The sequence below is a fragment of the Empedobacter stercoris genome, assembly GCF_020281205.1.
GTDB classification, from domain to species: Bacteria; Bacteroidota; Bacteroidia; order Flavobacteriales; family Weeksellaceae; genus Empedobacter; species Empedobacter stercoris.
Map to the genome: position 1 here is coordinate 42,853 of NZ_JACXZC010000002.1, position 21,464 is coordinate 64,316.

At 32.0% G+C, this 21,464-nt stretch carries 20 protein-coding genes; 11 read left to right on the top strand and 9 right to left on the bottom strand.

Features of this window, described 5'->3' with window-relative positions; translation table 11 throughout:
- Positions 1–78: 78 nt before the first annotated feature.
- From IF125_RS01265 to panB, 9 genes are all read right to left on the bottom strand, one after another.
- Positions 79–855 carry a GLPGLI family protein gene (locus tag IF125_RS01265; protein WP_225541250.1) on the bottom strand — a complete coding sequence of 259 codons (777 nt, stop codon included), beginning with the start codon at positions 853–855 and terminating at the stop codon, positions 79–81.
- Between the two features lie 142 nt (positions 856–997).
- Positions 998–1,600 carry a bifunctional nicotinamidase/pyrazinamidase gene (pncA, locus tag IF125_RS01270; RefSeq protein WP_225541251.1) on the bottom strand — a complete coding sequence of 201 codons (603 nt, stop codon included), beginning with the start codon at positions 1,598–1,600 and terminating at the stop codon, positions 998–1,000.
- Between the two features lie 78 nt (positions 1,601–1,678).
- On the bottom strand, positions 1,679–2,455 hold the full coding sequence (locus tag IF125_RS01275; protein ID WP_225538951.1) for a GLPGLI family protein: 777 nt from the start codon (positions 2,453–2,455) through the stop codon (positions 1,679–1,681).
- Positions 2,456–2,529: 74 nt separating this feature from the next.
- Positions 2,530–3,315, bottom strand: a complete 786-nt coding sequence (locus IF125_RS01280) for a GLPGLI family protein (protein WP_225541252.1) — start codon at positions 3,313–3,315, stop codon at positions 2,530–2,532.
- A gap of 95 nt (positions 3,316–3,410) precedes the next feature.
- Positions 3,411–4,403, bottom strand: a complete 993-nt coding sequence (locus tag IF125_RS01285) for a glycosyltransferase family 2 protein (protein ID WP_225541253.1) — start codon at positions 4,401–4,403, stop codon at positions 3,411–3,413.
- 12 nt (positions 4,404–4,415) lie between these two features.
- Positions 4,416–5,276: a lysophospholipid acyltransferase family protein gene (locus tag IF125_RS01290; protein ID WP_225541254.1), complete on the bottom strand. Its 861-nt coding sequence runs from the start codon at positions 5,274–5,276 to the stop codon at positions 4,416–4,418.
- Between the two features lie 31 nt (positions 5,277–5,307).
- Complete coding sequence (locus tag IF125_RS01295) at positions 5,308–5,985, bottom strand: RluA family pseudouridine synthase (RefSeq protein ID WP_225541255.1); 678 nt, start codon at positions 5,983–5,985, stop codon at positions 5,308–5,310.
- Between the two features lie 56 nt (positions 5,986–6,041).
- Positions 6,042–6,329, bottom strand: a complete 288-nt coding sequence (locus tag IF125_RS14300; RefSeq protein WP_225541334.1) for a four helix bundle protein — start codon at positions 6,327–6,329, stop codon at positions 6,042–6,044.
- A gap of 163 nt (positions 6,330–6,492) precedes the next feature.
- A complete protein-coding gene (panB, locus tag IF125_RS01305; RefSeq protein WP_171623872.1) occupies positions 6,493–7,308 on the bottom strand; it encodes a 3-methyl-2-oxobutanoate hydroxymethyltransferase in 816 nt (271 codons plus the stop codon).
- 1,776 nt (positions 7,309–9,084) lie between these two features.
- Here panB and IF125_RS01310 point away from each other — a divergent pair.
- The 11 genes from IF125_RS01310 to IF125_RS01360 all read left to right on the top strand — a co-directional run bounded on the left by IF125_RS01310 (position 9,085) and on the right by IF125_RS01360 (position 21,326).
- Positions 9,085–10,251, top strand: a complete 1,167-nt coding sequence (locus IF125_RS01310) for a nucleotide sugar dehydrogenase (RefSeq protein ID WP_225541256.1) — start codon at positions 9,085–9,087, stop codon at positions 10,249–10,251.
- A 17-nt stretch (positions 10,252–10,268) separates the two neighbouring features.
- Entirely contained in the window at positions 10,269–11,315 is a 1,047-nt protein-coding gene (gene rfbB, locus IF125_RS01315; protein ID WP_225541257.1) for a dTDP-glucose 4,6-dehydratase, read from the top strand.
- Between the two features lie 54 nt (positions 11,316–11,369).
- On the top strand, positions 11,370–12,230 hold the full coding sequence (locus IF125_RS01320) for an ABC transporter permease (RefSeq protein ID WP_225541258.1): 861 nt from the start codon (positions 11,370–11,372) through the stop codon (positions 12,228–12,230).
- Positions 12,231–12,246: 16 nt separating this feature from the next.
- Entirely contained in the window at positions 12,247–13,509 is a 1,263-nt protein-coding gene (locus IF125_RS01325; protein ID WP_225541259.1) for an ABC transporter ATP-binding protein, read from the top strand.
- A 2-nt stretch (positions 13,510–13,511) separates the two neighbouring features.
- A complete protein-coding gene (locus tag IF125_RS01330) occupies positions 13,512–15,386 on the top strand; it encodes a DCC1-like thiol-disulfide oxidoreductase family protein (RefSeq protein ID WP_225541260.1) in 1,875 nt (624 codons plus the stop codon).
- Complete coding sequence (locus tag IF125_RS01335) at positions 15,383–16,498, top strand: ATP-grasp domain-containing protein (RefSeq protein WP_225541261.1); 1,116 nt, start codon at positions 15,383–15,385, stop codon at positions 16,496–16,498. The genes IF125_RS01330 and IF125_RS01335 overlap by 4 nt, the downstream gene beginning before the upstream one ends.
- Positions 16,495–17,127, top strand: a complete 633-nt coding sequence (locus tag IF125_RS01340) for a NeuD/PglB/VioB family sugar acetyltransferase (protein ID WP_225541262.1) — start codon at positions 16,495–16,497, stop codon at positions 17,125–17,127. The genes IF125_RS01335 and IF125_RS01340 overlap by 4 nt, the downstream gene beginning before the upstream one ends.
- Before the next feature lie 11 nt (positions 17,128–17,138).
- Positions 17,139–18,290, top strand: coding sequence for a dTDP-4-amino-4,6-dideoxygalactose transaminase (gene rffA, locus IF125_RS01345; protein WP_225541263.1), 1,152 nt, complete (start codon positions 17,139–17,141; stop codon positions 18,288–18,290).
- Positions 18,277–19,440 (top strand): glycosyltransferase, encoded by a 1,164-nt coding sequence (locus IF125_RS01350; RefSeq protein WP_225541264.1) that lies wholly within the window; start codon positions 18,277–18,279, stop codon positions 19,438–19,440. The genes rffA and IF125_RS01350 overlap by 14 nt, the downstream gene beginning before the upstream one ends.
- A gap of 10 nt (positions 19,441–19,450) precedes the next feature.
- Positions 19,451–20,233: a glycosyltransferase gene (locus IF125_RS01355; protein ID WP_225541265.1), complete on the top strand. Its 783-nt coding sequence runs from the start codon at positions 19,451–19,453 to the stop codon at positions 20,231–20,233.
- Positions 20,234–20,609: 376 nt separating this feature from the next.
- Positions 20,610–21,326 carry a hypothetical protein gene (locus tag IF125_RS01360; RefSeq protein ID WP_225541266.1) on the top strand — a complete coding sequence of 239 codons (717 nt, stop codon included), beginning with the start codon at positions 20,610–20,612 and terminating at the stop codon, positions 21,324–21,326.
- Positions 21,327–21,464 lie beyond the last annotated feature (138 nt).

Here is a 21,464-nt window from a genome sequence, read left to right on the forward strand (position 1 = left end):
ATTTTTGTAGAGGTTTTGAGTAAAATTCAATCAATTCAACTTAAGTTGAACTGATTGAATTCTTATTTTATGCATTGATTATTTGGTGTCTACGCCACCGCCCATCAATTCTTGTGCTTTTTTCTGGATTTCCAATACTACTTTCATAAATTCGTTTTGCGTTACAACTTCACCTTTAGTCGGTAAGGCAATTTTTAAATCTTTATCCGAAATTTTCAAATCTTTTAAGGTATAAATCATTTTAGCGCCATTCGCTTCAAATTCTGCTTTGATGATTAATCCTGGTAATCCAGCTAAAGAAGTAGGTCCGTCTTTGATTGGAATTGCTGGTGCATACCAAGCGGTAACTGGGATAGAGTCCATCATCACACCTTCTGCTTTTGTTGCTTGGTATCCTGCGATATCCGTTTTTTCGCGTGAGATTTTCCATTTATAATCTGGAATCTGATCTTTGATTAAATATTGTTTAACCCCCATATCCACTTCTTTGTAGTATAAATGAGGTGTAACCGTAAAATCTTTGTACGTTGGTTTATTGTCCATTGCAGCCATTTGTTGCGCAATAATTCCTAAACCACCTTGACCATTGTTTACTTTTTCTTCTAATGTAAATGTTGAATTTTTAGAATTACTTTTGAAGAAATAAGTCATAAAAATTCCACCATCAATTTCAGCTTTCAACATAGGACCAAATTGTGCTCTGTATGCTTCTGGAATAGTTTTCATGGTTTGATCATAATCCATTTTAACTTCCATGACATAAGTGGCGTCAATATTTTGTGCTTTATTGTCTTGTGCGATAGAAACTGTTGTTGTAAGAATTCCTAAGGCAAATGTTAAGATTGCTTTTTTCATAATTGTTGTATTTTCTATAGTTAGTCTACTTAGTAGGTTGAATGTTACAGAAAAATATTACATTGTTTAGTCAACATAAAATGTCATTCAAAAAAAAGATAGGTTTCCAAGTGACATTTTTTACGTTTTATTTATTGTTAGATTATAATAAATAAGTCGAAATATGACCACCTTTCTTTGCAAACTCTTTTTTCAATTCATCAAATGAATCTTGGTTAATCGCTTTTGTCGAACCTTCTAAAATATAAGTTGTATACCCAAGCGATAAAGCGTCTTTTGCTGTGTAGTACACACAAAAATCACCTGCTAAACCACAAACATATACACTCGAAATATTGTGATCTTTTAGATAACCATTTAACCCTGTCGGATTTTTTTTATTCACATCAAAAAAAGCACTATACGAATCTATATTCGGATTCATTCCTTTTCGGATAACCGCACTAATCTTCTTTTGATTGATATCTTTATGCAATTCAGCTCCTTTTGTTCCTTGTACGCAATGATCTGGCCATAGAACTTGCTGTGTTCCATCTAAATCAATCACATCAAAAGGATTTTTTTCTGGATGTTGAGAAGCAAAACTCTTATGATCTGCTGGATGCCAATCTTGTGTAGCGACCACCAAATCAAATTTTTCTTGTAATTTATTGATGCGTTCGATAATTTGATCTCCTTCATTAACAGCTAATGCTCCTCCTGGCAAAAAATCGTATTGCATATCCACGATGATTAAAGCTTTCATAGTATTTTATTTCTTAAGATTAATATGATATTAAATATAAGTTTTTAAATACGAAAATAGCTTAATTTTCAAGGAAATTTAATCCCGTTTGTTCACGCCAGAATTTCGCATCTCTTCAAAACGTTTGCGTTGATCGTTCATTAACTTGTTGTATTCCTTTTGTGAAATTGCATTTTTATCTTTTGGCTTTTCGATTGATTTAGTATTTGTTGCAGTCGAAATATTCGTTAAAGATATGATACGTTTACCACTTATGGGACCTCTGTTGATCTCCGTTTCTACCTCTGCAATTAAACCAGGTAAACCCCAATAATTTTCAGGACCTGTTTTGTATTTTAATGTCGGAATGTACCAAGCTGTTGTTTGAATACTATCAATAATAGCTGTTGCTTTTTTGGCTTCGTTACCTAAAATTGTTTTAGTTTCTCGCGTTAATTTCCACTCATAATTTTGTAAAGTATCTTGTATGGTATAACTTTTCATCATCATGTTTTGTTCTTTCAACAACTGTTGTGTAGACGTATTTTTGTAAATGTTATCTCCATTCATCAACATCATTCTACCTCCACGCAAACCTCTCATTCCTTGTTCTTGCGAATTAGAAATTTTCTCCACCAATTTATAAAGTGATTCTTCGCCTAATATGGTCAAGGTAAAATCTTGGGGTTCTTGTAACGATTTCACCATTTGTTCTTGTATATCTTTTGGCATTTGTCTACTTCCACCTCCTGGAGGTTGAAATTTAAAATCGTCGGGTAGAATAATTCGAGAAGTATAACTAACTTCTAACTTTTCTTGTTGCGCAAAAGAAACAATACTTATAAGTAAAATAAAAACTGAAATTATCTTTTTCATTTGTGTGATTTTGTCATAAGACAATTAAAAAGTAAAAATGTTTAATCGACTCAAAAAATATTTATTCTCAAAGTCTAATCTTTATTTACACCTTCTGAACGCATTTTTTTAAATCGTTCCATTTGTTTTTTAGACATTGTTTCAAACTCTTTTTCAGAGATTACGTTTTTTTCTTTTGGTTTTTCGATAGGTTTCATATCTGCAACTTCTTTTACTTCTGTTGCTTTTATCGTTACATTTCCAAAACCTTTATTACTCGTATTTTTAGTACTAATAATTTCTAATTCCAAAATCAAACCTGGTAATCCATTGTACATCGCAGGTCCGTCTTTTACAGCTAAACTTGGAGCGTACCATGCCACTACAGATTTTGTACTGTCAATAATTGCAGTCGCTTTTTTGACATCAAAACCAATTATTTTTTTCGTTTCTCTGCTTAATTGCCATTTGTACTCGGTCAGCTTATCTTTTATTAAATAAGGCTTATCCATAAGATTAACACTTTTTGCAAATTCTTTTGTCGATAGATTTTTGTAAAGTCCATTTCCTCCCCCAGACATGCTCATTGAAACAGAAAAACCATTATTACCTTGATTATTACTTATCTTTTCAACTTTTTTATAAGTTGATTCGTTATCATTGATTACTAAAGTAAAATCTTTTGGTTCAGAAAGACTCTTGAAAACATTGTCATAAAAATCACTTGGTAAACTTACTGAACCAGAAGTTTCGACTTTCATGTTCTTTTTAAATTCATCTTTGTCTATATTTATAGTTTCTTGGTAAGTTACTTCCAGTTTCTGTGCAAAAGCGATTGTTGCCAATAATGAGAATGTAAATAGAGTAAATATTTTCTTCATTGTATGTGTTTATAAAACAATATTATGAAGAATAAATTTAATTTCTATAAATGTAGAGTATTAAATAAATGTTAAACCTTTATTGAAAATAAAAATTATTTTAAGTCTTTGAAGTACTGACGTTTTTGAATGAAGTATTGAAAAGGTAATAACCCAATGTCAGAATATTTTTTTGATTGATGTTTTTGACGTTTTCTGTACATCTTAAAGAAACCTCCATAAAAATGCATATGTGATAAGAAAACTGCCCAAACATGCGGTAAACCTTGGGTAGGTAAAAATGCAATAGCAGCAATTCCATCCATTGAAAGACGGGTGAAAAGCATTGGAAATAATTTATTTGAAGGCAAGTTTTTCAGCATCATCCACAAACTATTTCTGTAATTTAAATACCATTTTTTCGGATTAGCTTTGTCTAAAGTAGCGCCTCCTAAATGATAAACAGTCGATTCTCCACAATAAAAAACTTTTCGACCCGCGTTGTTTAATCGCCAACACAAATCGATTTCTTCCATGTGCGCAAAATAATCTTCATCAAAACCATTTTGCTCAAAGAAATCTTTTTTTCTGATGAATAAACTTGCACCTGTAGCCCAAAAAATTGGTATGGTATCGTTATATTGTCCATTGTCTTTTTCTAACGTAGAAAACACGCGTCCACGACAAAATGGATAGCCAAACTTATCGATAAAACCACCACCAGCACCTGCATACTCAAAATATGATTTGTTTTTGTAGTCTAATATTTTGGGTTGAACAGCAGCGATCTCTTCGTTATTTTCGAATAATATTTCAATCGGCTCAATCCAATTTTCAGTTACTTCAACATCTGAGTTTAATAAACAAAAATATTCCGCATCAATATGTTTTAACCCTTCATTATAACCTTGTGCAAAACCATAATTCTCTTTGTTTTGAATGATTTTCACTTCAGGAAATTGAGTTTTCAACAATTCAATAGAATTGTCAGTCGAAGCATTATCAATCACATAAACTGTGGCATTTTTAGAATGGTTGATAACCGAAGGTAAAAATTGAGGAAGTAATTTTTCTCCATTCCAATTTAAGATGGCAATTGCTGTTTTCATGAATATTTAAAATTACAAATCGGCGTATTTCCAACGTTTGTGGCTCCAAAGCCAATTATCTGGATGTTGTTGAATAGTTTTCTCTAAATGTTCAAAAAATTGATGTACAATTTCGTTTTCAGCAAAAGTATCTTGCTGAGGTTGCAAACGAATAAAAGTGGTGTGGTAATGACCGCGTTTTATTTTTTCTGTTTGACAATAAACAACGCCCATATCTTTGCGACGTGCAATTTTATCAAACCCATTAAAAACAGGCGTTCTCTGGTTAAGAAAGTTGATAAAATAATGAACGGCAGATTGTTTCGGACTTTGATCTGCTACGAATAAATACGTTAATTCACCGTCATTTGGCGCTTTCATCATAAAACGTAAAACATCTTTCATGTCCAATGCTTTCGTCCCAAAACGACCACGCATGGCATTAATTTTATCATTCCAAAATGGATTTCGAATCTTGTGGTAAACAGCAGCAGTCTCCTCTGTAGATAGATATTTGACAGCACCAATGAACCATTCCCAATTGAAAACGTGTCCACACATCATCATGGTATTTCGTTTTTCCGCTTTTATTTCATCAAAAACTTCGAGATTAGAATAGGTAAAACGTTTATCTAATTCTTCTTGAGAAATTGAAAAGCTTTTTAAAGTTTCGACCAAATAATCACAAAAATTAGCATAGAATTTTTTATGAATGGCTTTGATTTCTTCTGGCGATTTCTCTGGAAAAGAATTTTCTAAATTGGTTCTAATAACACGCCTTCTATATCCAATAACGGTGTATAACAGAAAGAACAAAAAGTCAGAAAATCTGTACAATACCGAAAGAGGTAAGCGCGAAATTTGATAGATGATAAAATAAAAAATGCTGTTCATTCGACAAACAAATAAGCGACAAATTTACGAATTAAAATTTGGTTGTAGCCTGCCAAATTGCATCTTTCGGAACTGGAGCTACAATCGTCATTTCTTCTTTTTTGACAGGATGTTCGAAGGTGATTTGATAGGCATGTAAACAAATACTACCGTCAGGGTTAGAGCGTTTTGCACCATATTTTAAATCACCTTTTATAGGGCAACCAACTGCTGAAAGTTGTGAACGAATTTGATGTGAACGACCTGTGAATAATTTCACTTCGACACAATGAAACGTATCCAAAGCACCTAAATAGGTGTATTCTAATATCGCTTTTTTAGCTTCAGGCGTAGGTTTAGAATAAACCGTTGTTTTATTATTCTTTGGATTTTTCTTTAAGTAATGTTCCAAACGTTCGAAATCTTTCGGAGGTTTACTTTGAACAATGGCGCGATAAACCTTGTCAATATTTCGTTTCTGAAACATCTCATTCATGCGTGTCAACGCTTTCGAAGTTTTGGCAAAAATTAAAACACCAGAAGTCGGACGATCTAAACGGTGTACCAATCCTAAAAAGACATTTCCAGGTTTATTGTCACGCTTTTTTATATAGTTCTTTAGATTGTCGATAAGTGGAATGTCACCTGTTTCATCGCCTTGAGCCAATTCACCAGCTTTTTTGTTGACGATTAAGAGGTGATTATCTTCGAATAATATTTCAGGATTCATGTTTTTGAGATTGAGGCTGAGATTGAGATCTACTTAATCTAACCATTAGAGTTATTTTATTTTTTTAAAGCTTTTTTGAGTTTATTTATCTCAAAAATTATGACATTTAATTCTTTAAAAAGATGATTTATCGAATCTTCTTTAAAATATCCAACTTTTTGTCCATAAATTAAATGAGATTTGGTTTCGAAGGCAGAGCCTTTTGCAATTTTATAAAACCTAACTTTATCATTAATACTTGACTTACCAAAACCTTCGGCAATATTTGTTGAAATACTTTCTGCAGAACATCTAATTTGAGAGGTTAATCCATAATCTTCAGTTCGTGCAAGTTTGAAGTTAATTCAAAGATTTGAACTGCAATATTCATCGCTTTTATCCAAATTGGCATTTCTGTGAAATCATGATAAGGCATAATTTGTAAAGGTTGAGTCTAATATTGAGGTTGAGGTAAAGTAAAAATGTTAAACTTAATCTCAGTCTTCACCTTAACCTCAACCTTACTAATTAATATTGCTCATTTGCATTCGGAAAATCTCCAGATTTTACATCTGCAACATATTGTCCAATCGCTTGGTGAATTTGATCTTCTAAGTTTAAATATTTACGAACAAACTTAGGTTTGAATTCGTTGTTTAATCCCAACATATCATGTACCACTAAAACTTGCCCATCGCATCCAGATCCAGCACCAATTCCGATTGTAGGAATGTTAATTGATGCAGTAACTTTTGCAGCTAAATCAGCAGGTATTTTTTCCATAACCAATGAAAAACAACCCAATTCTTCTAATAATTTAGCATCATTAATTAATTTATCTGCTTCGTCATTTTCTTTCGCACGAACTTTATACGAACCAAATTGGTAAATAGATTGTGGTGTAAGTCCTAAATGTCCCATAACAGGAATACCAGCATTTACAATACGGCGAATAGATTCTTCAATTTCTTTTCCACCTTCTAATTTGATGGCATGTGCACCAGATTCTTTCATGATTCGAACTGAAGATTCTAATGCTTTCTGCGGATCAGATTGATACGTTCCGAAAGGTAAATCAACAACCACTAAAGCACGTTTTGCACCGCGAACAACACATTGAGCATGATAAATCATTTGATCTAATGTGATTGGTAAAGTAGTTTCGTGACCAGCCATTACATTTGCAGCAGAATCACCAACCAAAATAACTTCCGTACCAGCTGCATCTACAAGAGAAGCAATGGTAAAATCGTATGCCGTTAACATCGAAATTTTCTCTCCAGTAAATTTCATGTTACGAACAGTTTCGGTTGTAATACGTTTGATTTCTTTATTTACAGACATTACGTTTAATATTTATAACTTCTGTAAAGTTAAATTGAATATTAAAACAGAACTAATTTTGTTGAAATTATTTCATTTTATATGAAAGAGATTTCTCAATACCTCGAAATGATATACTATATGGGATTCTTCGACAAGCTAAGAGTGACAACGAATCTGAATATTGAAAAAGGTTGAAAAAAATGTCATATGATTTGGAGGCGAGTGTCAAAAAGTTGAAAGTCATGGTTAAAATGTTTTACTGTTTGCGTAGCAAATGATTTAAAACATTGAATGACTGAAACTAATTTTGACCGTTGAAAATCAAAGACAAGTCTTTTTTCGTTAGTTTTTTTGACTGTTCCCCGAAGGGCATATGAATACCGATAAGTAAAATATATATTCAATGAATAAAAAAGTGACAGAAAGTATTTTACATTCATTTTTTCCTTGATGAAAAAACGAAACAAAAAAATCAAGTCTATGCTTACAAGTCGGTCAATAATGGCTATTCGCTAAATGCTTTAAATCATTCGCATATAAAATGCGAAAAGTAAATCATTTTTAACGCTCTTTACGCCGAATTGACGCTCGACTCTTCAGCAAGGACGGTTTATAAATTAGTTGTTATAAACGAATTCGAATGTTTAAATAGGAATTAAAAAAATCCGACGATTTAGAATCGAAATGTAATTCAACTCTAAATTATTGAAATTAAAAAGTTGGAGTGTTTGAGTGGAGCGAGTTGCCAACTTTAAGAAAATAATTTAGTTAGTTGAATTACCTGAGCCATACCATGGCTCCTCCTCTTAATCTCAAATGTTTTTTTGGATGAGCTTCCCCGAAGGGCATATGAATACCGACAATAAAAATACATAAGCTATGAATAAAAAAATGAAAGGAAGAAATGAAAATAAAGAAAAGGAATACCTGAGCCATACCATGGCTCCTCCTTTTAATTTCAAATTTTTAATTTCAATTTTTTTTTTGGATGAGCTTCCCCGAAGGGCATATGAATACCGATAATTAAAATAGATAAGTAATGAATAAAAAAGTGACAGAAAGATTCTTCAAGAAATTTTAATGTTCATTTTCATTCCTGATTTTTTACATTTACTTTAATAGATTGAAGCTCGTCTGCAAATCGTATGTCGACTCTAAAATTGGTTGTTAAAAGTGGATGAGGTTGAGATTCTTCTACAAGCCCAGAATGATATCGAATCTGAATATTGAAAAAGGTTGAAAAAATGTCATATGATTTGGAGACGAGTGTCAAAAAGTTGAGATAAAGAATTTTAAATTAAAAGGAGAAGCTCTGGTTGAGCTTAGGTATATATGTTCATTTTTATTCATGATTTTTTTTATTGTTTTCAAATGAATTCATATGCCCTTCGGGGAAGTCTTGACACAAAAACGAACCAAAAAGGTCAAGACTTCGATTTTCGCCGTTCAATCATCATTTTACTCACTAAAAAGATTAAATGATTCGCATAGGCTCACTAATCTTTTTTACGTTCGTTTCAATGGATTGAAGCTCGTCTGCAAATCGTATGTCGACTCTAAAATTGGTTGTTAAAAGTGGATGAGGTTAAGATTCTTCAAGAATTATTAATATTCATTTTCATTCCTGATTTATTGTAAAGCGTTTAAAATTACTTTTAAAACACTCACGCATAATATTACAGCAATAAAAGCTTTGGAATTCAGCTTCTATTTACTCATTTTTAGTGAATTGGTGTTTATATTTAGAGATTTTGACTAAATTTGTTCTCTTAAACTAATTATAAATCACCATAAATGAAAATAGCAATAGTAGGAACAGGCTACGTTGGCCTATCTAATGCCATTTTATTAGCTCAACACAATGAGGTAGTAGCGTTAGATGTTGTTCCAGAAAAGATTGCACTGCTTAATGCTAAAAAATCTCCGATTGAAGATGCTGAAATCATAGATTTTTTACAACACAAAGACCTTAATTTTCTTGCAACTTTAGACAAAGAGGAAGCGTATAAAAATGCTGAATATGTAATTGTTGCAACACCTACTGATTACGATCCGAAAACAAACTATTTTAACACATCAAGTGTAGAGTCGGTTGTAAAGGATGTAAAACACTATAATCCGAATGCTGTAATTGTAATTAAATCGACTGTTCCAGTTGGTTTTGTAGAGGATTTAAAATCAAGATTAGATTATCAGAATATTATTTTTTCTCCCGAATTTTTGAGAGAAGGAAAGGCATTGTATGATAATTTATATCCTTCTCGAATTATTATTGGTGAACAAAGTGAAAGAGCGGAAGTTTTTGCTAATCTGTTGAAAGAAGGAGCGATTAAAAAAGATATTCCGACCTTATTTACACATTCAACAGAAGCCGAAGCAATTAAGCTTTTTTCGAATACTTACTTAGCGATGCGTGTTGCTTATTTCAATGAATTGGATAGTTATGCGCAAATTTATAAGTTAGATAGCAAACAAATTATTGAAGGTGTTGGTTTAGATCCTCGTATTGGCTCGCATTACAACAACCCATCATTTGGGTATGGCGGATATTGTTTGCCAAAAGACACCAAACAATTGTTGGCGAATTACGATGCAGTTCCAAATAATATCATACAAGCCATTGTCGATGCAAATAGAACAAGAAAAGATTTCATTGCCGATTCTATTATCGCAAAAAACCCTAAGAAAGTTGGGGTTTACCGTTTGATTATGAAATCAGGATCAGATAACTTCCGTGCATCTGCTATTCAAGGAATCATGAAACGCATCAAAGCAAAAGGAATAGAGGTTGTTGTTTACGAACCAGTTCTGAAAGAAGATACGTTCTACGGATCGAAAGTAACGAAAGATTTAGAAACTTTTAAGGCAGCATGCGATGTGATTATTTCAAATCGAAATGCACCTGAATTGGCCGATGTGAAAGAGAAAGTTTATACGCGCGATTTGTTTGGAAACGATTAAATAACAACTAAAATACTATGAAAACAATATTAATTACAGGTGGAGCTGGTTTTATCGGTTCGCATGTTGTAAGAGAATTTGTCTTAAAATACCCAGAAACAAAAATTATCAATCTTGATGCATTGACATATGCTGGGAATTTGGAGAATTTGAAAGATATCGAATCTTATCCAAATTACGAATTTGTAAAAGCGGACATTGTTGATGCAAAACATATTTTAGAAATTTTTGAACACTATCAACCCGATGGTGTCATTCATTTAGCTGCCGAATCACATGTGGATCGTTCGATTACGAATCCATTAGAATTTGTGATGACCAATGTGATTGGAACAGTTAATTTATTGAATGCTGCAAAACATATTTGGAAAGATAATTTTGAGGGGAAACGTTTTCATCATGTTTCGACAGATGAGGTGTTTGGTGCTTTGGGAGACGAAGGTTTTTTTACAGAAGAAACATCGTATGATCCGCATTCGCCTTATTCGGCATCCAAAGCGTCTTCAGATCATTTTGTAAGAGCGTACCATGATACCTATGGATTACCAATTGTCATGACGAATTGCTCAAACAATTATGGACCTAATCATTTTCCAGAAAAATTGATTCCATTGTGTATTCACAACATCTTAAACGGAAATCCACTTCCAATATACGGCGATGGAAAATATACGCGCGATTGGTTGTTTGTGATTGATCATGCGAAAGCGATTGATTTGGTTTTCCACGAAGGTAAAAATGGAGAATCTTACAATGTAGGAGGTTTCAATGAGTGGCAAAACATCGACTTGGTGAAAGAATTATGTAAGCAAATGGATGAAAAATTAGGGAAAGAAGCAGGAACTTCGGAGCAATTAATCACCTTTGTAAAAGACCGTCCAGGACATGATTTACGTTATGCCATTGATGCCACAAAAATCAACGAAGAGTTAGGATGGAAACCAAGTGTGACTTTTGAGCAAGGTTTGAGTCTAACTATCGATTGGTTTTTAACAAACAAAGAATGGCTAGACAATGTGACGTCTGGTGATTACCAAAATTATTACGAAAAACAATATAATTAATCTGTTTTACGTTGATTTTAATCAACTTAAAACCTAACAACCTAAATTTATTTTATGAGTTTAGACTCGAATAAGAATCAAGAATGGTCACAAGTGATCGAATCTAAATCTTCTCTCTTTTCATTGAATTTGAAAGAAGTTTGGCGATACAAAGATCTGGTGTATATGCTTGTGAAGAGAGATTTTGTAACCTCTTTTAAACAAACTATTTTAGGCCCTTTGTGGTTTTTTATTAATCCAATTTTTACAACAATCATGTATGTGATTGTTTTTGGGAATATTGCAAACTTATCAACAGATGGTGCACCGCAAATTCCTTTTTATTTGTCAGGAGTTATTCTATGGAATTATTTTTCTTCTTGTCTTAATAATACATCAAATGTCTTTAGAGGAAACGCCTCTATTTTTGGGAAAGTTTATTTTCCGCGTTTGGTTATGCCTTTAGCAATTGTAACGTCTAACCTAATGCAGTTTGCTGTGCAATTTTGTCTTTTCTTAGGTTTTTTAATCTATTACTTGATTGTAGACCAAAATGTTCACCCTAACTTATGGGTATTGGCGACACCATTTTTGATTGTATTAATGGCAGCTTTTGCGATGGGGGCAGGAATGATTTTTTCTTCCATGACCACAAAATACAAAGATTTGTCGATGCTACTTAGTTTTGGTGTTTCGTTGTATATGTATGTAACACCAGTTGTCTATCCTGTGTCTTCAATTCCTGAAAAATACAGATGGATTGCAGATATTAATCCTTTAACAGGTATCTTCGAATGTTTTAAATATGCTTATTTAGGCGTGGGAGATTTCAATGTTGGAATGTTACTTTATTCCACTGTTTTTATATTTAGTATTTTATTGATTGGAACCGTTATCTTCAATAAAGTCGAAAAATCATTTATGGATACTGTTTAATTAGTAAGAATTTATTATGTCAAAAAATATAGTTTTAGATGTCGAAAATGTTTCGAAACAGTATCGTTTAGGTGAAGTAGGAACAGGTTCATTGCAACACGATATCAAACGTTGGTGGGCAAATGTAAGAGGACAAGAAGACCCATTTCTTAAAATTGGAGAAACCAATGACCGTACACAGAAAGGAGATTCTGACTATGTATGGGCGTTAAAAGATATTAATTTTCAAGTAGAGCAAGGACAGGCTGTCGGAATTATTGGTCGTAATGGAGCAGGTAAATCAACCTTATTGAAGTTACTTTCTCGTGTAACCAAACCAACTACGGGTTCTATCAAATACAAAGGTCGTATCGCTTCGTTGTTAGAAGTGGGGACTGGCTTTCACCCAGAAATGACGGGTCGTGAAAATATTTATTTGAACGGTGCTATTCTTGGAATGACACGAAAAGAAATCACCCGAAAGTTTGATGAAATTGTAGCCTTTGCAGGTGTAGAGCGCTATATCGATACTCCTGTTAAACGTTATTCGTCAGGAATGTATGTTCGTTTAGCATTTGCTGTTGCCGCACATTTAGAATCGGAAATCTTAATCGTTGATGAGGTCTTAGCAGTGGGCGATGCAGAGTTTCAGAAGAAATGTTTGGGGAAAATGGGCGATGTAACCAAAGGAGAAGGACGAACGGTGCTTTTTGTGAGTCATAATATGACAGCTGTTGAGACACTATGCACAAATGCTGTATCTATGCGTCAGGGTACTATTGTTGATGTAGGGCAGCCAGAACTTTTGATTAAAAACTATTTGGCAGATAGTATCACAAATTGTAGGCAGATAGAATTTGAAGATATTAGCAAAGCTAAAGGCAATGAGTATGTAAGGATTAAATCTGCTTCAATTAATAATCTATCAACTTTAGATCCAGCTGAAACAATTGATGTTACATCAGATATAGAAATTGTTTTTGAAATAGTGAATCAAACCAAAGAAGAGAAACTCTCATTAGGTTTTGATTTAAAAAATACACGAGGAGATGTGATTTTTGGAACGGGTAATAAATTTAATTTTCCGATTGATATTCCAACAAAAATATCGTGTCAAATTCCTGGGAATTTATTGAATGATGATACGTATCAAATTTTACTTTATATACATACTGAAGGGATGAGCTCTTTATATGCAGAAGATGAAATATTAAGTTTTGAGATAAAAGATATAGCTAGAGAAAGTGGATATTTAGGAAAAGTTAATGGTTTTATTCGGCCTCAGTTAATTTGGAAATAGCTATGTTAAGAAAATTGTATGATAAAAAAATACCAGCAATAGGTTTAGCAATTTTTAGAATTGCTTATTGTTTGGTTCTATTTGCAGAAATAGTACAGTTTTATTATTTTCGACATTTAATTTTTGACAAAGTACCTTATTTAGATCAAGCAGAAATCAATTTTGGAATTCCGATTGCGATCTGGGGTATTTCCGTATTATTTATTGCGTTTGGATTATTTACCAGAACAGCAACAATTGTTAATTATTTATTAAGTTTAATATTAATAGGGAGCATAACTACTTATGAATATCACATGTTCTACGCTTACATGGGAATTAATTTTTTGTTGATGTTCCTACCTATTTCAAGAGTTTTATCTATTGATAGACTTTTATTAAAATATAAATATTCTAATACAAAATTTGAATATAATCCTCCAGCAGAAGTAAGTGTACTTGCTTATTTTATACCTATTTTAGTTGGGGTCGCATTTGTTTATTTTGATTCCATATTTTTTAAGTTATCGTCTGACTTTTGGATGAAAGGGCTAGGAATGTGGTTGCCAACATCTGTACCACCAATTATTTTAAATGATTTACAATTTTTGTTAAATCAAGAATATTTAATGTATTTTTTAGGGTATTTAACTTTGGTATTCGAAGCGATATTCTTGTTTACATTTTTTAGAAAAAGATGGAGAGTTCCTCTTCTAATAATTGGTATAGGTTTGCACGTTGGTATTTTAATCTGTTATCCTATTCCTTGGTTTGCATTAGGAATGTGTAGTTTGTATTTATTAATGGTGCCAATAAGTTGGTGGGCTCTATTTTTTGGAACAAACAAGAAAAGATTACCAACAATTACGTTTTATTATGATGGAGAATGTCCCTTATGTAATCGTACCAAAATAACGATAAAGCACTTTGATATTTTCAAGAAAATAGAGTTTAAAACAGTTCAATATTATGCTGAACAAGAACCATTGCTAAAAGATATTCCTTACGATACATTATTAGATGATATACATTCTATAAAAAACGGAAAAGTTTACAAAGGTTTAGATACTTATATACAGGTTTTGAATAGTATGATCTATACAAAACCATTGAGTTGGATGTTGAGATTAACTGGTATTTATCATTTAGGAAAAGTAGTATATGCTTATATAGCAAAAAACCGAAATACAGAACATTGTACAGAAGAAAACTGTGGTTATACACCACCTGTAATTCCTCCAAAAGAAGAAGAATTGAAATTACTTCATAATTTTACTTTAAAAGATTTGAAGATAAAAATCATAACAGCCGGTGTTTTAGCTTTATGTCTTTTGCAATTAATTATTTCGTATAACTCTGACCTTAATGTAGATATAAGACAAGAAATAGGTGTAGAAGACAAGAAACTTAATAAAAAAATTGAGAAGACAGCTAAAAGTATCGAATCAATTGGACAAACTTATATGGGGATTACGCATCACGCTGTTTTTATGGATTACCATTTTAGCGAGTACAATCACATTATAGCACTTACACATATTGATAAAAATACAAAACAAGAGATATGGTTGCCAATTGTTAATAAGAATGGTACACCTGGGAAATATCAAGTAGGACCAATATGGTGTAAATGGTCTTTTCGTGTAAATGGTAACACCATAGATCAAAATAACTTAGAAAAAGGGATTCGAGATTTTACAGCATTTTGGGCTTATAAAAATGGTGCCGATTTGAATGACGCTACCTTCACTATCAAAGTAAAAAAAATAGATACACCTAAGAGTTGGGAAAAAGATTTCTTGAAAAAGCAAATGCAAAAACCTTGGAAAGATGTAGGTACAGCGCGTTGGAGAGATAAAGAATATTTTATTGACATACCAATAATAGAAGAATTATGAAAATAGCAATACTTGGTGCAAGTTATCTTCAATTACCATTAGTAGAGAAAGCGAAAGCTAATGGAATAGAAACACATTGTTTTGCTTGGGATGATGGAAAAGCAGTTTGCAAGGAAGTTGCAGATTATTTTTATGATATTTCTGTTTTAGAAAAAGAAACTATTTTAGAGAAATGTCAAGAAATAAATATTGATGGAATATTAACTATTGCAACAGATATTTGTGTTCCGACTATTTCATATGTTGCAGCAAAGATGAATTTGATCGGTAATTCTTTGCAAACCGCTTTGTTAACAACGAATAAAGGACTGATGAGAGATTGTTTCCATACACATAATATCCCATCACCTGCACACAGAACAATTACAGACATTAAACAGCTTTCTGCTATAGAGAATACATTTCCGTTAATTGTTAAACCTGTGGATCGATCAGGTAGCTTAGGCGTTAAAAAAGTATCCCATCAAAAAGAGTTATTGGATGCTGTAGAAGAAAGCTTAAGCTATTCTTTTGAGAAAACATGCATTGTAGAAGAGTACATTTCAGGTGTAGAAGTTAGTGTTGAAACATTAAGCTGGAAAGGCGAACATCAAATCGTAAACATTACTGATAAGGTACTCTCTCCAGAACCTTATTTTGTGGAAATTGCCCATCATCAGCCCACGACATTACACGCTTCATTACAAGAAAAAATTAAAAAAATTGCTTTGAATACCTTAAGAGCAACTAATATCGAGTTTGGCGCATCTCATATAGAAATGAAAATCACCGAAGCTGGAAATGTCTATGTCATAGAAATTGGAAGCCGTATGGGTGGTGACTTTATAGGTTCAGATTTGGTGAAATTATCTACAGGCATAGACTATTTACAATGTGTATTAGATATCGCTCTGAATCAATTTAATTGGCAAGAAAGTATTCCAAAATATAACCGATATGCGGGTGTTTATTTTTATTGTAAAGAAACGCAATCATTAAATCCTTATTTCCAGAAAGAATATGAATGGACGGTGAAGAAAGAAATTCTTAATGATGATTTAAAATTAATAAAAAGTAGCAATGACCGTTCAGGCTATCTTATCTATCAATCTGATAAAAAAATTGAATTATGACACGTATCGCTATTGTAGGTTCTGGACATTTGGGACAACAAATTGCTTATCATATTCACCAAGATACTGGTGATAAAGTTGTTGCTTTCTTTGACGAGTATAAAGAGAAAGATACATTGGTGGATAATATTCCTGTAATTGGTGGAAACAATGATATTGAAGAAGCTTATAAAAGCAAACAATTTGACGAAATACTTATTGCAATAGGCTACAAACATCTTGATTTTAAAAAGGCAATTTTTGATAAATTAATTAATAAAATTCCTTTTTATACTTTTATACATTCTTCAGTTTACATCGATCCAAGTGCAAAAATAGGAAGAGGTACAGTTGTTTATCCTGGCTGTATACTAGATCAATATGTAGAAATTGGTGATAATGTCTTACTTAATATAGGATGTGCAATTGCACATGACAGCCAAATAGGAAGTCATTCTTTTTTATCTCCAAGAGTGAGTATTGCTGGATTTGTAAAAGTAGAAGAGTTATGTATATTAGGAATTAATTCTACCATTATAGATAACATACGAATAACAACTAAAGTCCAAATAGGAGGAGCTACAGTCGTAATCAAAAACTTAGAAAAACCAGGCTTATATGTTGGTAATCCTGCAAGATTTATAAAATAAAAAATACACAAATGACCATACCTTTCAATAAACCATTCATTATTGGTAATGAACTAAAATATATAGAAGAAGCTGTACAATCTGGTAAAATATCTGGAGACGGATTATTTACCAAAAAATGTCAACAGTTTTTCGAAGAAAAATATAATTTTCCAAAAGTGTTGTTAACAACATCTTGTACTGATGCTTTAGAAATGGCGGCTATACTTTGCGACATCAAAGAAGGTGATGAAGTAATTGTTCCAAGTTATACTTTTGTTTCTTCTGCTAATGCATTCGCGTTACGTGGTGCGAAAATAGTCTTTGTCGATTCTTATGCAGATAATCCGAATATAGCCCCAAAAGAAATAGAAAAACACATCACTTCCAAAACCAAAGTCATCGTTCCTGTACATTATGCAGGCGTAGCTTGTGACATGGAAGCGATTATGAGTCTTGCCGAAAAACACAAGTTGTTTGTCGTAGAAGATGCGGCACAAGCCATAGATAGTTATTATACGTTTTCTGATGGAACTAAAAAAGCATTAGGTTCAATTGGTCACTTCTCGGCATTTTCTTTTCATGAAACCAAAAACATCATTGCAGGAGAGGGAGGGATGTTGGTGATAAATGATGAAAATTATTTTGAAAGAGCAGAAATTATTCGTGAAAAAGGAACCAATAGAAGTGCGTTTTTTAGAGGAGAAGTGAATAAATATGGTTGGGTAGATTTAGGATCATCATTTTTACCATCAGAAATCATTTCTGCATTCTTGTATGCACAATTAGAAAATTTAGATAAAATTCAAGCAAAGCGTGTAGCAATTTGGAATCGATATCAAAATGGATTAGCAGATCTAGCAACAAATACTAAAATCCAGTTACCTGTCATTCCAGATTTTGCGACTAATAATGCACACATGTTTTATATTGTTTGTAAAAATTACGATGAAAGAACGGCATTAATAAGCCATCTAAAAAAAGAAGATATTCATCCAGTATTTCATTATTTAAGTTTAAATAAAAGCGAATTTTTCTTGAAAAACAACGAAGAAATCAATATCCCAAATTCTGATAAATTTACGGATTGCTTGTTACGTTTGCCTTTCTATTATGAATTGACAGAACATGAGCAAGATTTAATCATATCTGAAATCAAACAATTCTATAATGGAGAAAACTAAAATTCTTTTTGTAGTTGCTGGGTTTTATAGAGCAGGTGCCGAACGTTTTGCTTATGAAATCGACCGAGCATTAGATAAAAATAAATTTGATTTAACTATTTTATCTTTAGAACAAGAAAAAAAAGTATCTAAACTGTGGAATGTTAGATATTATGAAAACTTACACAAAGAACAAGGTGCTGAAATTAGGTATATTGATGATTTTATAGATAAGAGATTTTATGAAAAAAATAGGTTGCGTAATAAAATAAAACGTCAACTTGGATTATTTCCTAAATATATAGATCTATGGAAAATTGATAAGTTGTCAAAATATATGGATCAATATGATGTTATTCATTGGATGGGGGAGTATATTTTTATAAATAATATTCCAAATAGAATCAAAGAAAAAAGTTTGATTCATATGATGACCGCAAGGTTTCAGAAAAATGATTTATATGATAATTTTGATCACTCATTCAATTTTAATTTCTGTACTCCGTTTAAGAAAGAAGAATTAAAGTACGAACTGGAACAGTTTGTAAGTTATCATTCTACATTTATTCCCTTGGTCATGAAGATTGATAAGAATAATAAAAAGTGGAAATTTAGAGAACAACATATAAAAAAAATAGGAATATTTACGAGATTAGATCCATTTAAACCATTAGATCCATTTTTCTATTCTTTCCAATTATTGTTAGATAGATTTCCTAATGTTGAATTACATATTTTTGGCAATGGAAATCCTAAAGAACATCGAATGATTGATATGTTAGAGAGGTTAGGAATTCAAGATAATGTTTTTTTTAGAGGACATCAAGAAGATATTGTAGAAACAGCAATTAATGAAGAGTTATCTTTGTCTTGGTTTCAGGGGTATAACAATGACAGACCCGCAGGATATGCAGGTTTAGATATCTGTACAACAGGAACACCTCTTATTTGTTGGGATTTTTCTCCTAAACCAAATAATTTTGAAAACCCAATTTATCCACATTACAAAAATCTTAATAAGTTTGTTGATAAAACTTTGCAGATTTTAACCGATGAGGTTGAGGCTTCAAATTTGTCAGATAAGCAATATTATGATGTTATAAATAATAGAGATGTTGATGATTATATTAATATTGTTGAAAATGAATATATTAGGATTAAAAAAAACTAATTAATCTAAAATGAAACTTCTAACCATAATCATATCAACACTCAACAAAGGAATACTAGGTTTAGAAAAAACTGTTTCATTTCAACATCCAGATATCTGTTATCTTATTGTTCATCAAAATCATGATGACATTGAAATCCCTAATCAGTTATTAAGAGATGATATAACAATCATAACTACACAAACAAAAGGTTTGTCAAATAGTAGAAACATAGGTATTTCAAATTGTACTACAAAATATGGGCTTATAGCTGATGATGATGTAACATATATTGAATCAGGATTACTTGAAATTCTTACTATTATTGAAAACGATAAATTCGATGTTGCTACATTTAAAATAAAAACTTTACATGGTGAACCTGAGTATAAAAACTATCCTTTTGAGAGTCTTTTAATAAAAGAAGATTCAAAACATTGGGTATCTTCTATAGAGATTTTACTAAATATTGAATCTATAAAAAGTAAAGACATTACATTCGATAATCGATTTGGATTAGGTACTTTCTTGAGGAAAGGAGAAGAGCAGATTTTATTATTTGATGCAATGAAATGCAATATGATAATAAAGTATTTTCCTATATATATTGTGAATCATCCTTATGAAAGTTCTGGTAAGAAAAAAAGTAAAGAAATGTTTAACTACTTTTATAGAGGAGCTTTTGATCAAAGAGTGAGAAAAACTTGTAGTTTATCAGATTTAACATCCAATAATTTAAATATTATTCGAAAAACTAAAAGTATACTTAGTTATTACCTTGGAGTTTTTTATAGTTATTGTAGAACAAAATAACAATCCGACTTATCAACCCAATGATTTTAACTCTGTAGTGGAAGCCTTGCGACAAGCTCTTGTAAATAAAGAAGGTGCCAAGTTAGATGAAGATTATGCCTTAACCTTTTGCAACCCCAAACAAATTGCACAACAGCATTTAGATTTATACACGAGTATTTTAAAGCTAAGCTATAACCTAAGTAAGTGCCTTTATCTATACTCTATCTTCCTTTTTAGGTCGAACAAACCATGGTATAGAAGGGGTATAAAAGCGATATAAAGGTAGTATAAAGGCGTTATAGAAAGAATATTCAAATCGAATAAATTTTGAAGTATTGTAAAATAATAGTATATTTAAACTATTGACATTCAGTAATGTAAATATAATACTATTATGGCAAAGTTAGACAGTTTATTTGGTATCCGAGGAAAAGTAGGAGATTTGATCTTTTTTGAACGTAATGGCCAATCATTTGTCAAAAAAAATACAGGAGGGTTTGTAAATGGAAAATCCCATGAACACCCAAATACCAAAGCCGCACAACAACGTTTCAAAGAAGTCGCCACATTCGTAGGGCGTTTTAAAAAAGCAATTAATCCTTTGATATGGCGTCAAAAAGATGGAACCTTTCACAATCAATTGGTATCATTCTTTTCTAAGGTTAGAAAACAATCGGATCAAGAAAATTTATATTTAGCATTGAAACAAGCTTATGAGGAACGGAGGCTTCAACAACTAAAATTAAATAAAAACTCGAAATTATATCCGTTGGATTGTTCTTATTCGTTGGAGAAGAACAGCTTGGTGATAAGCATGAATCTACTTCGATCTTGTGCTCAAAAACACCCTAATTCGTGCTTAGAGATTTCATTTGCATGGATGCAGTGTGACGAAAGTTTAGAATTAGACCTCGTCAATCTACAGTGTTTCTATTTTCCTCTTTCCGAAAAAGAAAAACCTTTGCATCAAATTGAATTACAGTTGAGGGAAGAAGCTTTATCCTCTGTTGGTTTTGCTTTTCCTATTGTTAGTGTAACAGTTGTTTATCAACCACATGCTTCTTCTGGGGCGGCGCATCCTTATCATTTTACCCTCACAACAATTTTATAAAATACATGTCATTCCAAATCTAATTCTGTATATTTGCGTGACTTAAACACTATGTAGACTACATTCAAGCGGAAATCATTGCGTTTGAACAATAGATTATACAACATCACTTGACCCAATAGGTCAAGTAATCTGTTG